General features: G+C 40.2%; 14 protein-coding genes. 5 read left to right on the top strand and 9 right to left on the bottom strand.

Features of this window, described 5'->3' with window-relative positions; genetic code table 11:
• Nucleotides 1-160 precede the first annotated feature (160 nt).
• From RMY32_RS10840 to RMY32_RS10830, 3 genes are read left to right on the top strand one after another with little or no spacing between them, the layout of a single operon-like run.
• Nucleotides 161-1,237: a transposase family protein gene (locus RMY32_RS10840; RefSeq protein WP_322710250.1), complete on the top strand. Its 1,077-nt coding sequence runs from the start codon at nucleotides 161-163 to the stop codon at nucleotides 1,235-1,237.
• A 3-nt stretch (nucleotides 1,238-1,240) separates the two neighbouring features.
• Entirely contained in the window at nucleotides 1,241-2,077 is an 837-nt protein-coding gene (locus RMY32_RS10835) for a TniB family NTP-binding protein (protein ID WP_322710249.1), read from the top strand.
• Complete coding sequence (locus tag RMY32_RS10830; RefSeq protein WP_322710248.1) at nucleotides 2,077-2,586, top strand: helix-turn-helix domain-containing protein; 510 nt, start codon at nucleotides 2,077-2,079, stop codon at nucleotides 2,584-2,586. Before RMY32_RS10835 ends, RMY32_RS10830 begins: the two co-directional genes overlap by 1 nt.
• A 53-nt stretch (nucleotides 2,587-2,639) precedes the next feature.
• Here the strand turns inward: RMY32_RS10830 and RMY32_RS10825 are convergent, their stop codons facing one another.
• The 3 genes from RMY32_RS10825 to RMY32_RS10815 form a co-directional block, all read right to left on the bottom strand.
• Nucleotides 2,640-3,335, bottom strand: a complete 696-nt coding sequence (locus RMY32_RS10825; RefSeq protein ID WP_322710247.1) for a SprT family zinc-dependent metalloprotease — start codon at nucleotides 3,333-3,335, stop codon at nucleotides 2,640-2,642.
• Nucleotides 3,332-3,454 carry a hypothetical protein gene (locus RMY32_RS10820; protein WP_322710246.1) on the bottom strand — a complete coding sequence of 41 codons (123 nt, stop codon included), beginning with the start codon at nucleotides 3,452-3,454 and terminating at the stop codon, nucleotides 3,332-3,334. The genes RMY32_RS10825 and RMY32_RS10820 overlap by 4 nt, the downstream gene beginning before the upstream one ends.
• 66 nt (nucleotides 3,455-3,520) lie before the next feature.
• Entirely contained in the window at nucleotides 3,521-6,514 is a 2,994-nt protein-coding gene (locus tag RMY32_RS10815; protein ID WP_322710245.1) for an HsdR family type I site-specific deoxyribonuclease, read from the bottom strand.
• Nucleotides 6,515-6,909: 395 nt separating this feature from the next.
• On the opposite strand from RMY32_RS10815, the gene RMY32_RS10810 reads away from it, so the two are divergent.
• Nucleotides 6,910-8,430, top strand: a complete 1,521-nt coding sequence (locus RMY32_RS10810) for a reverse transcriptase domain-containing protein (RefSeq protein WP_322710244.1) — start codon at nucleotides 6,910-6,912, stop codon at nucleotides 8,428-8,430.
• Here RMY32_RS10810 and RMY32_RS10805 read toward each other — a convergent pair.
• The 6 genes from RMY32_RS10805 to RMY32_RS10780 form a co-directional block, all read right to left on the bottom strand.
• Complete coding sequence (locus tag RMY32_RS10805) at nucleotides 8,408-9,472, bottom strand: macro domain-containing protein (protein ID WP_322710242.1); 1,065 nt, start codon at nucleotides 9,470-9,472, stop codon at nucleotides 8,408-8,410. The genes RMY32_RS10810 and RMY32_RS10805 overlap by 23 nt on opposite strands.
• Nucleotides 9,473-9,534: 62 nt before the next feature.
• On the bottom strand, nucleotides 9,535-9,882 hold the full coding sequence (locus RMY32_RS10800; protein WP_322710241.1) for a DUF4433 domain-containing protein: 348 nt from the start codon (nucleotides 9,880-9,882) through the stop codon (nucleotides 9,535-9,537).
• Nucleotides 9,842-10,930, bottom strand: a complete 1,089-nt coding sequence (locus RMY32_RS10795; protein WP_322710240.1) for a restriction endonuclease subunit S — start codon at nucleotides 10,928-10,930, stop codon at nucleotides 9,842-9,844. The genes RMY32_RS10800 and RMY32_RS10795 overlap by 41 nt, the downstream gene beginning before the upstream one ends.
• Nucleotides 10,899-11,963: a hypothetical protein gene (locus RMY32_RS10790; protein ID WP_322710239.1), complete on the bottom strand. Its 1,065-nt coding sequence runs from the start codon at nucleotides 11,961-11,963 to the stop codon at nucleotides 10,899-10,901. The genes RMY32_RS10795 and RMY32_RS10790 overlap by 32 nt, the downstream gene beginning before the upstream one ends.
• A complete protein-coding gene (locus tag RMY32_RS10785) occupies nucleotides 11,963-13,558 on the bottom strand; it encodes a class I SAM-dependent DNA methyltransferase (protein WP_322710237.1) in 1,596 nt (531 codons plus the stop codon). Before RMY32_RS10785 ends, RMY32_RS10790 begins: the two co-directional genes overlap by 1 nt.
• 27 nt (nucleotides 13,559-13,585) lie before the next feature.
• Nucleotides 13,586-14,014, bottom strand: a complete 429-nt coding sequence (locus RMY32_RS10780) for a MerR family transcriptional regulator (protein WP_322710236.1) — start codon at nucleotides 14,012-14,014, stop codon at nucleotides 13,586-13,588.
• Nucleotides 14,015-14,091: 77 nt separating this feature from the next.
• On the opposite strand from RMY32_RS10780, the gene cas12k reads away from it, so the two are divergent.
• Nucleotides 14,092-16,005: a type V CRISPR-associated protein Cas12k gene (cas12k, locus tag RMY32_RS10775; protein WP_322710235.1), complete on the top strand. Its 1,914-nt coding sequence runs from the start codon at nucleotides 14,092-14,094 to the stop codon at nucleotides 16,003-16,005.
• Nucleotides 16,006-16,155: the final 150 nt, after the last annotated feature.

Below are 16,155 nucleotides of genomic sequence, written 5' to 3'. Positions count from 1 at the left end.
GAAGACACTGTTTGTAGGCGTTTTTTCAGTTCCTCTTCGCTCTCGGCGATCGCAATTTTAAATGGGCGGCTCATGGTTCTGTTAACTTACCTAGTTTGCTTCTCCCCATTATATGCAGATTCATTTTTAATTGGTATTAATAGATAAATATGGGAAACTAATGGAGACTCGTGCCAACTTAACAACAGTTGTCGATAGTTACTCACGCTGTATTATGGGCATTCACTTAAGCTACAATCCGCCCAGTTCTTTATCAGTAGCACTGGCCCTGCGCCATGCGATTTTGCCTAAACAGTATGGAGACGAGTATGGACTTCACGAAGAGTGGGGAACTTACGGTTTACCCCAGCACTTTTATACAGATGGTGGCAAAGATTTCCGTTCTAACCACTTGCAACAGATTAGCGTGCAGTTAGGATTTGTTTGTCATTTACGTAATCGTCCGAGTGAGGGTGGTATTGTTGAACGTCCATTTGGAATCTTTAACACACAATTTTTCTCTAGTTTGCGCGGATATGTAGGCTCAAATGTTCAAAAGCGACCAGAAGAAGCAGAGAAAGAAGCTGAATTAACACTAAGAGAGTTAGAGAAGCGTTTAGTGCGTTATTTAGTTGATAACTATAATCAGCAAATTGATGCTCGCATGGGCGACCAAACTCGATTTCAACGTTGGGAATCGGGTTTAATAGCACTTCCAAATAATATTTCTGAGAGAGAGTTAGATATCTGTTTGATGAAGCAAAGTAAACGGCAAATCCAAAGAGGAGGCTACTTACAATTTGAAAACCTCATGTACAGAGGTGAAAATTTAGCAGGTTATGCAGGAGAAAGTGTTGTTATACGATTTGACCCTAGAGACATCACAACTCTCTTGGTTTATATGAGAGAAGGCAATAAAGAGATATTTTTAACCCGTGCCTTTGCCCAAAATTTGGAAACAGAGGAATTGTCTTTGGATGAAGCCAAAGATAGCGCTCGCAGGATTCGAGAGTCAGGAAAGATGATTAGTAATCGCTCAATCTTGGCAGAGATACGCGATCGCGATACTTTTATCAAAGAAAAGCAAACTAAAAAAGAGCGTCAAAAAATAGAAAACGCAGAACTTCACAAACCTAAAAAACCATTGCCAGTTGAACCAGAAGAGGAAATTGAAGTTGCATCTGTTGACAGTGAGCCAGAATACCAGATGCCAGAGGTATTTGATTACGAACAAATGCGTGAAGATTACGGGTGGTAGAAAATGACTTCAAAACAAGCCCAAGAAATTGCCCAACAATTGGGTGATATTCCCAAAAATGATGCCAATTTACAAGCAGAAATTCAAAGATTAAACCGTAAAAGTTTTGTGCCACTAGAACAAGTGCAAATTCTGCATGAATGGCTAGAGAGTAAGCGTCAAGCTCGTCAATGTTGTCGAATTATCGGAGAGTCACGTACAGGTAAAACTATGGCCTGCAATGCTTACAGGTTGAGACATAAGCCAATACAACAGATGGGTAAACCCCCAATAGTTCCTGTTGGTTACATCCAGGCCGATCCAGACTGTAGTTCTAAGGATTTGTTCAGGTTAATCATTGAGCATTTGAAATATCAAATGACAAAGGGAACAGTTGCCGAAATTCGAGAGCGGACTCGGCGAGTTCTCAAAGGCTGTGGTGTAGAGACGTTAATTATTGATGAAGCTGATCGCTTGAAACCAAATACATTTAGAGATGTACGGGACATTGGTGAAGAATTAGAAATATCTGTTGTCTTAGTAGGAACAGATCGCCTGGATGCAGTTATTAAGCGTGATGAACAGGTTTACAATCGTTTTCGGGCTTGCCATCGATTTGGTAAATTCTCAGGGGAAGAATTCAAGCGAACTGTTGAAATTTGGGAAAAAAAAGTTTTGCAGTTGCCAGTTGCTTCCAATCTTTCCAGTAAGACTATGCTGAAGAATTTAGGTGAGGCAACGGGAGGTTATATAGGTTTGCTCGACATGATTCTGAGAGAATCAGCAATCCGGGCATTGAAGAAAGGATTAAAAAAGGTGGATTTGGCAACCCTGAACGAAGTAGCAGCAGAGTACAAATAATGGAAGTTGCAGAAATTCAACCTTGGCTGTTCCGAGTGGAACCCTATGAAGCAGAAAGTTTGAGCCACTTTTTAGGACGGTTTCGACGGGCAAATGATTTAACGCCCACTGGCTTAGGTAAAGCAGCAGGATTCGGTGGTGCGATCGCACGTTGGGAAAAGTTTCGGTTTAATCCCCCTCCTTTTCGGCAGCAGTTAGAGGCATTAGCTACTGTGGTAGGAGTTGATGCTGACAGGTTAGCACAGATGTTGCCCCCTGCTGGTGTGGGAATAAAAATGGAGCCTATTCGTTTATGTGCTGCTTGTTATACTGAGTCACCATGTCACAAGATTGAATGGCAGTTTAAAGCGACTAACAGATGCTACCGCCACAAGTTACATTTACTTTCGGAATGTCCTAACTGCGGTGCAAGGTTTAAAATTCCAGCTTTATGGATAGATGGACATTGCCAGAGGTGTTTTATGAGATTTACAGAGATGGTAAATTATCAAAAATCTGTAGAAGTTTGACACATTTTTTCAACTTCGTCTAAATACGATCGCTCCTATGATTTCACACATTTCTAAAGGTTATAAATTGCCCCATTCTCAGCTAACCACTGCTTCCGCTCAAGATAATCTGGCACAATCCGCTCCACCCTATGCCAAAATGCATTGCTGTGATGCGCTTCAATTAGATGTACCAGTTCATGAACTGCCAAATACTCAATCATTGGTCGTGGTAGCATTGCTACTCGCCAGTGAAAATATAAGTCCCCTTTGTGTCCGCAAGAACCCCAACGATTCCCTAACTCACGTACTTGCACTGAATTAGGTAAAGTAGTAACTCGTTTAATGAGTGTGGCAATTTGTTGTTCTACGATTGGTTGAAGGTGTTCCCGATACCACTGAATAAAGTGTTCTCGGCCTTGAGCTTGTGCTGGGCGCTGTAACTCAAAGCGGCTTTGATATAGTCTTAGAGATGGCTGTTGTTCAAGCTCTACTATTTTGAGGCGATAGCTGCGTCCTAGATAGTAAAAACCTTCACCTGATACGTATTCTTTAGCGCTGACGGTTGGATTTAATGACTCTTTTTTTAAAAGTTTGCTGTAAATCCAGTAGCGTTTATCGCTGACAATTCTTTCTAATGTTTCTATCGGGACTTCTGGGGGAGAAACTAAGACTAATTGACCGTCACGTTCAACGGTAATACCTACGGTACGGCGTTTAGAACTGTGGCGAATTTCAAAACTCAGGTCGCCAAAGGTTATGCTTGTCATGCCATTAAACTATCACGATTTCTCCTAGCTAGTTGGACTAATTTATCTGCAACTTCTTCTAGTTGGTCGTAACTTACTAAATCGCGCTCATCCAAGTAGCCTGCTATCCACCTTCTCAAATCCTCTTGGACTATTTGGCTACCCCAATTTACCCGTCGTACTTCTTCGCGGATATGTTCGACAATTTACACAGTTGTTTGAGCAAGTTCGGGGAGTTCCTTTTGGGAATATTCACCTAAAATGTTGAGAAATGGCATTTGAGTTTTGGGATCTAATCCAGTCTCATCTGTAGTACGACCAGCTTGGATTTGTTCGATATACTTCCGCAACGCCTCAACTTTTTCTTCCCAGTTATCAGCCAAAGATTCCAGAATATCTGTGAGTTTTTCACTTAAATTTTTGTAGTAAACTGGGTCTTCTTCATAATTTACGCTGATATGGTGACGAGCAGCGAATTCCATTTCTGCGGCTTGTGCTTTAATAGAGCGATGGCGCTGGACATGGGTTTTAAAATCCAGTGACATGATATCAATCGGTGGCACTTTTGGGTCAATACCTTGGGATTCAATATATTGGTCTATTAATGCCCTAACTTTCTCTTTGGCGCTAATGATATTCAGTTTTTCATCTCTGTAGAGGTCAGCAACAGCTTTTTTAATAAAGCCAAGCTTTTTGGCATCCCTGACAAAATTATAGGGTTGACGTGCTTCTGAACGCGGCAGTATTGTATCAAGAGTGTTAAGGAAATCTTGGAAACATTCATTAAATTCAACTCTGAGCCGTTCATCTAGGAGCAAGTCTACACAAGCATCTACATCATCAATTGTGCAGCCATTTTTAGTGAATAGAGCAATAACTCGCTGGTGTCTGTCGCGCAATTTTGGCAATTCTGCACGAATATCAAACCAAGCAGATTCTGTATCAATATTCTCGTAAACAGAGAGTGCAGCAGCGATATCAACACCGTAATAATCGACTACTAACCCTTCTGTTTTTTTATCATTATACACTCGGTTAACACGAGCGATCGCTTGCAGCAATTCGTATTCTTTTAGTGATCTGTCTAAATATAAAACTTGTTCTAACGGAGCATCAAAACCCGTTAACAGCATATTTTTGACAATTAAAATCCCTAAATTATCTTGGTCTAAAGACTTTTTAAATTTCTCAATATTAATTTCTTGTTGACTTTTATCTGTCCACTTTTTCCAACTACCGTCATCTCCTTTATCACCGGAGATGATAGCAGCAAATTCTAGTTTGCGTATGATTTCAAGATGTGGGAGTGCTTGAGCAAAAAAACGAGTTTCGGCATCAAGTGATTCTAAAATCTCCGTATCGAGACTTTGCAGAAGGGGTGTGCGGTGTTCTAGCTGCTGTACTATTTCCCGTTGCGCTTCCACAAACGCCTCTTGGTAACGGACGGCGGCGAGACGGGTAGAGGCGACTACTTGCGCCTTAAAGCCTCCTGCTAAAATGCGCTCAATATAATGACGCAGCATACTTTTAGCTTTGGCTTTAATTAATTCCCGCGCTTCGCCAACTTGGGTTTTAGTTGCGTACTTAGCTTTAATTTGCGCCCGTTCTTCTGGGGTTTTATCAGCAAAGATAATTTCAAAAAGTTTGTCGAGGTCATCACCTTGAGTTACAGTCCCTCTAGCTTCTAATCCTTCGTAAACAATGGGCAAAGTGACTTTATCTTCTTGGGATTGGCGGATATTGTATTCGTCGATAAATGAACCAAAAATTTGCAGCGTGGTTTTTTTGGCAGCTTTGACGATAGGTGTACCAGTAAAGCCAATACGAACACAGTTAGGTAAAGCTTCTAATAAATTGGTATGGAGGGTTTTGGCATGAGAGCGGTGTGCTTCGTCAATTAGCACTAAGATATTTTCGGAAGGATTGAGGTTTTTCGGAATCGGTTCAATTTCTGCTTCTTCATCAGAATCTTCGCCACCTTTAAATTTCTGAATCATTCCGAAGACTAAGCCAGCACCTGGTTGTTGCAAGTATTGTTCTAGCTTTTTGACGTTTTTAGCTTTTTGTAATGGTTCCCCGGTGAGGACGGCGGTATCTGCAAGTTGTTTTTCTAAGTCTCGGCGGTCTGTGACAACAACAATTTTAAAGCGGCGTAATTCTGGGATAGTGCGAATTTTCCGAATTAGGTAAACCATTGTCAGGCTTTTACCTGAACCTTGGGTATGCCAGATAATGCCACCGCGTTGGTCATCTGTGCCATGTTCAGCGCGGGTTTGATTGTGTTGAAGTTGGTACAGTGCTTTATAAACTGCCCGATATTGCTGGTAACGGGGGACAATTTTGATGGTGTGTCCGCCACTAGTTTTAAATAGAGTGAAATTATGAAAGATGTCGATCAGATTAGCTGGTTTCAGCATTCCGGCGATGAGGGTTTGGCGAAAATTCAATTCAGAAACGCCTAATTGTACAGCAATTTCCGCTTGGGGGCTGGGAATGGTATCTTTCCAATCAACATAATGTTCATAATTTGCGCCGATGGTTCCGGCTGTCGCCCGTCCTCTAGAGGCTGCTATCATCAGCAGATTGTAGTAGAATAATTTTTCTGCGCCTTCTGGTTGACTGCTACCCCGTTGGTTGGAATATTTCAATAAGTCTTGAATTGCTTCAGTTATCGGGTTATCTAAATTGGGACTTTTACATTCAATCACTACTAGAGGAATGCCGTTAACAAGTAGTACCATGTCTGGGACAATAAATCCTCGATTACCTGTTGCCCAAGGCGGGTCTACTCTGTATTGATTGATGGCGAGAAAATCGTTGCGATCGCAATGTTCAGGGTCAAATTCAATAAAATGTACCGTATGCTGTTTACCGTCTTGTCCTAAAACAGTAGTGCCTTTGAGTAGTAATTCTGTGGCGGCTTGGTTCGCTTCCATTAATCTATTTGCACCCAGGCGTTCTAACTGACTAACTGCGGCTTGAACTTGAAGATCATCAAGCCAGGGATTACCGTTGTTATCCAGGTTGATGCGTTTGATAGCAGCTTTGAGGCGCTCTGTCAGTAGAACTTGCTTGAAATTCTCTCGTTCGGTAACTTCGGCATTGTCCCAATCTCCTTCAATGTACTGCCAACCCATACTGGTGAGTTGTTGAACGATAGGCAGTTCTACATGAATATACTCAGGAGTTTGTTGGGGCATAAATTATTTTTACAAGTCTTATAGAATGATTTTAATGAATTTACTCTATACGTTTTAGGGTGATAATACTTAATTTGTGTTTTTTTGGTATAGAAAAGTTCAGTTACAAGCAATAGATTAATAACTGATGATATGCTGTCTAATAATGCTGGGTTAGGTCTTTGAACCTGCCTTTAACCCAAGAGGGCTGCTGTTCCAACTGTGCTAATATACAGATATGGAAGAAACAATAAAGATCCACCTTACTAGGAGTTTCTTTATACCTGTTAGAAATAATAGGTATTGGTTATACTCTACACCATAGTAGAGGAGACAGGTTGAGGGAGTGTCTAGCGTTCTCTGTCCGCCTTAGCAGTAAGCACTTCCAAATAATTAAATCACTACAAAATAAAAATATGTCCAGATCCTTGGACGATTTACTCACTGAATACTTTCAGCCGGAGAAGCTAAAGGCTGCGTTTAAAGCTTACGAACAACAAAAAACGGATTTCTTGCAGCAGGGTGAGCCAAAAGTGCAGATGGGGGTAGATGGTATTTCTTACCCAACCTTTAAAAAGGAACTTGATTTACGTTGTCAGCTTCTATCAAATAGATTACTTAAAGGTACATATCAGTTTTATACTTTTCGAGAAATAGAGATTCCCAAGCCATCTGGTGGAAAGCGAGTTTTATCGATTGCTACTATACGTGATGTTATTGTCCAAAAAGTATTATATGATGCTATTTACAAAGAAATAGAAAACGATTTTCAAGCTACACCTAGACTAGATCAAGTATCTTTTGCATATAGAAAGGGAAAGTCTGCACCCTATGCAGCAAGCTTGATTCATTATTATATTAAACAAGGTTTTATATTTGCCTTAGATGCTGATATAGTAAAATTTTTCGATAGGTTATCTCACGAGTATCTTTTTGAAATTATAGAGAGAAAGTTTGGTCAAGGTACTCTAGCTACTAACTTATTAAGACGGTTTATCAAAGCTGGTGGACTTCCACATAAAAACCAACGTGGCAAAACATACGGATACCGTTTTTTTCATCATCATAAGCCTATTCTAAATAATCAAAGAATTATAAGAACTCAGGGTATTCCTCAAGGTGGTGTACTTTCGGGAATGCTAGCAAATTTATATTTACATGAATTTGATTGTTGGGTTCTCAATGATTTATCGAAAAAATATTCTCTGAAATACGTCCGTTATGCGGATGATTTTGTAATACTTTTAAAAGAAAAAGAATTAATTCCTCTAGTACATCAAGAAATTGCTCAAAAGTTGCAAGATATAAAGCTAGAATTACATACTGATGAAAGTAAAACCAAATATGTTGATATAGCTAAAGATTTTCTAGAGTTTGTTGGCTTTCAATTCAATCTTGAGCATATCAAAGTTAAACCAGGAAACATTTTAAGGTTCCAGGAAAGAATTATAGAAAAGATTAATAAAGAGCCATCTTATAAAACTGGTGAAAATTCCAAACGTAGATTTAACTTTTTTATCAAATATGTGATTAATAAAAAAGTAACTGGGCGTGGTGAGAAAATATGTGATGAATGCAGTGGTGTGTTAGGAGAAAGAGTAAAAAGTTGGATGGGATTTTTTATGTGTATTACAGACATCCAACAAATACGTGAATTGGATAAATGGATTCGTAAAGAAGTTAGCAAACATTTTTATACAAAGTATCAACTTCGTCTGAAGAAATCAGATTTTAAAAATGCAGGATTAATTACTCTTGAGCAAGAGTATTACAGACTTCATAAACGAAAAAAGTGTTTATGTGAGAAACCTAATTGTTCTTTAAGTCAAATGAATGATAGTAAAGCCATACAGGATACAGGGGCAAGCCAAACTATATCATGGAATTTTATTGGTAACTTTCTTGAAATAATATTCAGGAAGTTGTTTGCTCTTTAATGTTGAGCCAGTTTTGCTCATGTAAACGCTGCCAAGCTTTGCGAATATGTTCTGGCTTAAATAGCTTACGCTTACGATCGCTCCATTCATGTACCAGGGCGATCGCCTGCTCACTATCTTGTGCTAGGTTAGATTCTTTGCTAGCAACCCAGTGGACTGTTGCTAGTAGTTCCATGCCGTAAGGCGTTTCAAAGCCATATATGAGGTTGCTAACTCGCTCTAAACGCTTCTGGGCATCTGGTTCTATTTCTAAAAAAGCTTGTGCTGCTTCTCTACCTTCAGGTAATACATAGATTTCAGCACTTTCGGCTTTGCTAGTACCATCACCGTAGCCCCGAATGTAATGCCCTTCGATATGTTTCAAGACGTGATTGAGGTTATTAGCGTAGGGGCCATACAAATGTTTTACATAAGGTAGCTTTAAGGTTTCTCCAGCTTCTTGCAAGAAATAGGCAAGTTTTTGGATTTCTAGCTTAGTCAACTCATAACCAGGAATTCCGTAGGCTTCCAGCAGGTGAATGATTAAGGCACGACCACGGGTCATGTTGGGCTTTGTGGTCGCAACAGGCATTTTTTCGGCTGCTGGTGCGCCTGTAGGTTCAAAGATAATTACTTGAACATTTGGCATTTGGGCAAAGGCTGATTCTATCAAAGGCTTAACTTGAACCCAATCCAAACCGCCGTTTCCGCATCCTAAAGGTGGAATAGCAATTGAGGTAATAGCTAATTGCTGCACTTCTGTAACTAAAGCTACCAGTCCACTTTTAATATCTTCTATTTTCGACTTACCTTTCCAGTGGCGCTTAGTGGGGAAGTTTATTATGTATCTGGGATTAAATAGACTACCTGTTGCTACGGTAAACATCCGCCCTGGCTGTACTTCACCAGCTTTACAGGCTTTCTCATACTGGCGGAAGTTTTCAGTATAAGCTTGCTTAAATTGCAAAGCGATACCTTTGCCCATGACACCGACACAATTAACAGTGTTTACTAGGGCTTCGGCATTTTCTTCTAATAAGTTGCCTTGCTTAAACTCAATCATCTCCCACTGCTGCCTATAGGGTACAAATGTACTACTTAGTTTATTTTACTATTTAATCTTTTTTAGTAGTACCAACTAGGGTTAATCTTAACAGGAGTTTGGATATTAAAATTTTGTAGTATTTTTCTAACCTGTTGTTCTATGGTGCTATCTATCACACCAATTTCTTGAATCAGCGTCCAAGGGCAAAATTGATGTATTAAGAATTCTGCTTGTCGTCGGCATTTGCGATCAGGATCTTCTGGTTTATTAAACCAGTAGTTTGATTTCATCAGTTGCCAATCGATTACATTTAATTGTTGAAGGTTGTCATAAAAGTTGATATATGCCATCACTGCATGACCATCAGTGAATGCAAATGCTAATCCTTCAGATTGTATTATTTGTGCTTCTGTTTGGTGCTTTGACAACTGCTCCAACAACGCTATCAGGGAAAAACATAGGAATACCAAGAATTGCCGTATCCGCAATATTAGCTGCGATAGTAATTGCAATAGTATTAATAGGAAATTCACGGCTTACCGTAATCCCACGTTCGTTTAGAGTTTGACTATATGTTGTAAGTATTCCTCCTATGGTTTTTGTAATATCTCCTGTTTGAATAAATGGATATGAACCATCATAAAAACGAGGATCATTGCGAGGTCTATGAGTAAACTTTCCTCTATCTACATCAGCCAATTCAGACAGAGGTTTGACTTTCCAAGCTTTCGGAATTAGCCCTAGCACCGAATCTTTGAACTGTTCAGGATGCGCTTGTGGATCTCTCAATTTACCATCCTCATCTAACCCGCGTGTGAGCAAGTCTTGCAGCAGTCCGGCTTTGGTTTGTTTAAGTTTTGTAATGAGGGACGACGTGTGGGCGATCGCTTCATCCACCGTATCTAAAATTTCAGCAATATGTCGCTGCTCTGGTAAAGATGGTAATGGAATAAGAAAATTGACTACATCATCTTTAGTAATATTGGGATCTTTACGTGTACTTGCAGCAAATGCTTTCCAGCGAATTCTTCCATGTTGAAGCGCACGAATCACAAATTCGGATTCTACTAAAGATGATATTTTAACAAGGCTACTAATTGCTTGATTTGTTGTAGCTGGGTACTTTAAAATTCCAGTCCGCCCAATTTGTTCCCATCCACCGTACATAGCAATAAGTACAGTTTTAGGTGGCAACATTTGGACACTACACTCTTTTAGGGCAACTTCTGTAATTTTTTCATCACTATCAAGTATCCACCCCTCGTTAAGATCCATTGTTTTGATCCAGGGAATAGTTCCACCAGCAAAATATGATTGATGTTTGGTACGCAGAGGGGTTGCTCCAGTCTGAATTTGAAAAAGTAAACCTAGCGTGACAACATCCCAATCTTTTGGAATGTTCCCTAGAGGCGAATCTTTAAACTCCTCCGTTTTTATCAAAACCTCACGCATACCCCAACCCTTGTAAAAACTCATTTAACTTCTTTGCTGCTGCATCTCGTTCCGTCTCAATATTCTGCAACGTCACCTGATACTTATCCCACCAATTCTCTACCGCAGCAATCACCTGCTGACGATGTGCGGTAACATATCGCTCCAATTCAGTAATTAACCCATCTTTGAAAATTGCTAACACCAAATCTCGGCACTCTTCATTACTCAACGCAGCCCGCGCAGCTTCCAAACGCTTCATCAATTCATTCTTTAACGTTTTTAATTCTGCCTTCGCATCCCGCAACTGCTTCACAATTTGCTTATAGGGTTCTAGTTGCGCTTCTATTTCAGCAATCTCCACTTCATGGCGCTCAATAAAAACCTCAAGTTCAGCAATTTTATCCTTATTAAATAAAGATGCCTTCTTTAAAATCTTGAGTTCCTTCTTCGGCTCTTTAATTGAATTTTTTATATACTTAAACTCTTTCTCTAAATCCTTGACAATATTAACCGCTTCTGATTCTTCACCTTCTTCAGCATCTGCCTCAGCTTCCTCTCCCTGCTCAAAAGCTGACTTTTGCTGTTCTAATTCTGCAATTTTTGCCTCAGCCTCAGCAATATCTTGTAAATAATCCGGCATCAACCGCCCTACTAATTTATGATTTAGAGGGTCAAATTTTGCCTGCTTTTTCTTCTCGTCATCATCTTGCTCTAAAGCATCTTTAATCGTATCTACCCAACTATCAACTAAACCACCAAAACCTGACTCTGATAAACTTCTCAGTTCATACCTCTGTTCATTCCACCAACTAGCAACCACACCCGCCACCTTAAAGCGGTCAAGTAATCCCACAGGTTGCAAACTATCCACAAAAGAACTAAAAAACTCAGCGCGGAGTTCCATCACCTTTTTAGTTTTAGGCAACTCACCCAAACTGGTCGAGTGTATTTGCCACCAAGCAGCAAACACACTATAAAGTTTGCCTTCTTGCTGCTGCACACCAGCATCAGATTCTATAAAACTTTTAATCTGCCCTCTTTCGCTAATTGCAGAAATAAAATCCAAATAATCCACTAATTCCTCTCCGCTAGAATCCTACTGGGGTCAAACCCATGTGCTACCAATAATTCGCGCTTCGCTTCGACCTCAGCTTTGGGAATTCCTCCAAATAAATGCGCTTTTACATCTTGTGGTTCTGGTGGTGGTGCATTATCAGCATAGCGGCGGATATTACAGTTGTAACCTTCTTCTGCCAATTTTTCCTTAGTTACTACTGCCGAATATCCAGGTAAAGACACAAACTTTTCAAACACCCAGGAAATCTTTTCAATATGCTCAGGACGCAAATAATTTTGAGCGCGACCTGCATAATATTCAGCATCAGCATTAATAAACAAAACTTTTCCCTGGCGTTCAACAGGTTTCGCCCCTTGTGGACACATCACCAAAATACAGGCGGGGATACCTGTGCCATAAAACAAATTCGGTGGTAAGCCAATTACCGCCTCTAATTGATCGTTTTTAATAAAACTCTCCCGAATTTTCTTTTCTTCTCCGCCGCGAAACAACACCCCATGCGGCATTACCGTTGCCATCATTCCATCACTTTTGAGAACAGCTAACATGTGCTGGGCAAACATCAAATCTGCTTTTTTACCTGTCTCAGGACAATAACCATGCGTAAAGCGTCCAGAAAATTGCATTCCTTCACGGCTATAGTTTTGAGAAAAAGGCGGATTACTGATTACTCTGTCAAAGCGGATTAGTTCACCGTCAGCAATATGCAAGGGATTAAACAGAGTATCGTCATTATGTATATCTGCATCTCGAATGCCGTGCAGCAGCATATTAATTTTGCAAATTGCCCATACGCCGCCGTTATTATCCTGACCGTATAGTGCTAAATTTCTGGCATCACGACCGCATTCTTCTACATATTGCTTAGACTGAATTAACATTCCCCCAGAACCACAACAGGGATCGTAAACTGACATCCCGGGTTGAGGTTTTAACAGACGCACCATCAACTGCACTACTTCACGCGGCGTATAAAACTCGCCCCCTTTTTTTCCGGCTGAATCTGCAAACTCTTTAATCAAGTACTCGTAAGCCGCACCCAGCAAATCAGGAAATACAAAATCCTCATTTCGCAAACGATATTTATTGAAGTGTTTAATCAGTTCGCGTAATTTGACATCAGGAATCCGATTTTTACCAGCTTGACGATTAAAATCAATATGTTTTAATACACCTGTCAGCGCTTCGTTACTTTCCTCAAATGCCGCCAAAGCATCATTTAGCCCTTGTCCAACGTTTTTATGTAGCTCATCACGAATATATGCCCACCGCGCTTTTTCTGGTACAAAAAAAGTTTCTCTGTAAGTGGTGGGGTTTTCTGCCCTCATGTTTGCTTCTTCTTGTGTCCGTCCCCTTTGCAAATTCTGCTGCAAAATCTGCTCATACTGCGGCTCAAATACATCCGAGGCACGTTTTAAAAAAAGCATCCCGAAGATGTATTCTTTGAAATCCGAAGCATCCATTTTTCCCCGCAGAATATCCGCAGCAGAAAAAAGATGACGTTCTAGTTGCGGCAGTGTGAGTTTGCCCATAAGTAGATGCTGAGATTGCGACACTAATGCTTTGCCAGTATATCTCTTGTTGAGAGACACTCCAACACACTTCCAAATTGCTGAAGTCTAATCTTTCAATTTGCTGGCTATACGCTCATGTATGGTATCCAACCATACTGGAATTACAGGTTGTCCTGCTTTTATTTGGGCGATCGCTTGTTCTAATTCAAACTCTACAAGTTCGAGCGATCGCTTGTGATTGCCTCGTCGGAGCATCCACCGCGTACCTTTACCAGATTCAAATAATTCTGGTTCCTTGTCTTTCAATGTTTTAAGCGTAGTACTAGCAACATCGAAATTTAGCCCCATAGACAAAAAATATAACATTGCTGCCAGTTCTATTAAATTCGGCTTTGAGTAATAAATACTACGCCCTATCCCAGTCTCACCGATAACAGGTATAACTACACCCTTTTCTCGCCAGTACTGGAGCTGGCGCAGAGTGCAGCCTGTGATTTCAGCAGCTTGTTTACTCGTAAAAAAAGTTTCCTGCATGAAATCATTTTAGGCACAGCATTTTATTTAACATATATGGTATTATTGAACATAATATGTTTTTAAATTTAAAATCGATGAGTCAAAACACGATTCAGTGTCGTCTTGTCGCTAGTGTTGTTACTCGCCAACAGCTATGGAAGCTCATGGCAGATAAAAACACACCACTGATTAATGAGTTACTGCTTCAAGTAGCTCAAGATCCTGACTTTGAAACCTGGCGGCAAAAGGGAAAAATACCTACTGGGATAGTCAAGCAGTTGTGTACAGTACTCAAAACCGACTCTCGCTTTATTGGTCAACCAGGAAGGTTTTACACCAGTGCGATCGCTAGAGTTAACTACATCTACAAATCTTGGTTAGCACTGATGAAAAGGTTGCAGTACCAACTAGACGGTAAAAATCGTTGGTTGGAAATGCTCAGAAGTGATGCTGAATTAGTAGAAACTAGCGGTGTTAACTTAAAAAGTCTTCGTATCAAAGCTACTGAAATTCTGGCTCAAGTTACACCCCAGTCCGATATGGTTGAACCACAACCAGCCAAAGGAAAGAAACGTCAAAAAACTAAAAAATCCAAAGATTCAAGTAGCGATCGCAGCGTCTCCAAGAGTCTATTTGAAGCTTACAAAAATACAGAAGATAATCTCAGTCGTTGCGCTATCAGCTATTTGCTTAAAAATAGATGCAAAGTAAGTGATAAAGAAGAAGATCCCAAAAAATTTGCCCAGCGTCGGCGCAAAGTAGAAATTCAAATTGAACGTCTTAGAGAGAAGCTAGCTGCTCGGATTCCTAAAGGAAGAGATTTAACAGATGCGAAATGGCTAGAAACTCTCATGATTGCTACTCAGAAATTTCCTAGTAATGAAGCTGAGGCGAAATCATGGCAAGACAGTCTATTAAAAAAATCTAGTAGAGTGCCTTTTCCAGTTAGCTTTGAAACCAACGAAGATATGACTTGGTTTAAAAACAAAAATGGACGCATCTGCGTGAAATTCAATGGTCTTAGCGAACATACTTTTCAAATATATTGTGATTCTCGCCAACTCCATTGGTTTCAACGTTTCTATGAAGACCAGCAAATCAAACGGCTCGGTAAAGGGAAGCACTCCAGTAGCCTCTTCACTCTCCGAAGTGGACTCATTGCTTGGCAGGAAGAAGAAGGCAAAGGCGAACCTTGGGATGTTAACCATTTAATTCTTTACTGTTCTGTAGATACTCGTCTGTGGACAGATGAAGGAACAAACCTAGTTAGAGAAGAAAAAGCAGAAGAAGTTGCTAAGGCTATCACCAAAACTAAAGCCAAGGACGACCTCAATGAAAAACAGCTAGCTTATATAAAAAGGAAAAACTCTACATTAGCCAAAATTAATAACCCCTTTCCCCGTCCAAGCAAACCCTTATATAAAGGGCAATCTGATATTCTTGTTGGTGTTAGCCTTGGTTTAGAAAAGCCTGCAACAGTAGCAGTAGTTAATGGCTCTACAAGTAAAGTGCTTACCCAGCGCAGTATTAAACAAATACTTGGTGATAATTACAGATTACTAAATAGACAGCGACAACAAAAACACTCTTTATCTCATCAACGCCAAGTAGCTCAAACACTAGCTGCACCAAATCAATTCGGAGAATCAGAGTTAGGACTATATGTGGACAGATTGATAGCTCAAGAGATTGTGGCGATCGCACAAGAATATAAAGCTGGCAGTATTGTCCTCCCTAAGTTGGGCGATATGCGAGAAAAAGTTCAAAGCGAAGTTCAAGCCAAAGCCGAACAGAAGTCAGACTTAATAGAAGTTCAAGAAAAGTACGCCAAACAATATCGAGTTAGCGTCCATCAGTGGAGCTACGGCAGACTAATTGCAAATCTTCAAAGTCAGGCTGTTAAAGCTGGAATTGTGATAAAGGAATCAAAGCAGCCAAATCGAGGTACCTCACAGGAGAAAGCGAAAGAGTTAGCGATCAATGCCTACTATTCCCGTGAAATAACCTGATTGACAAAAAACAGAACCTTGATAATAAAATAAGACTCAGTAATAGCGCCGCAGTTCATGCTTTTAAGGGGCCGCTGTAGTTCATGCTTTTTAAAAGCCGCTGTGCTGTGAAAATGTGGGTTAGGTTGACTGTTGGAAAACAGTCTTGCT

The sequence above is a fragment of the Nostoc sp. ChiSLP03a genome, assembly GCF_034531215.2.
Lineage (GTDB): Bacteria > Cyanobacteriota > Cyanobacteriia > Cyanobacteriales > Nostocaceae > Nostoc.
The sequence above is the reverse complement of the archived record's forward strand: the minus strand, read 5'-3'. Positions and strand labels throughout refer to the sequence as shown.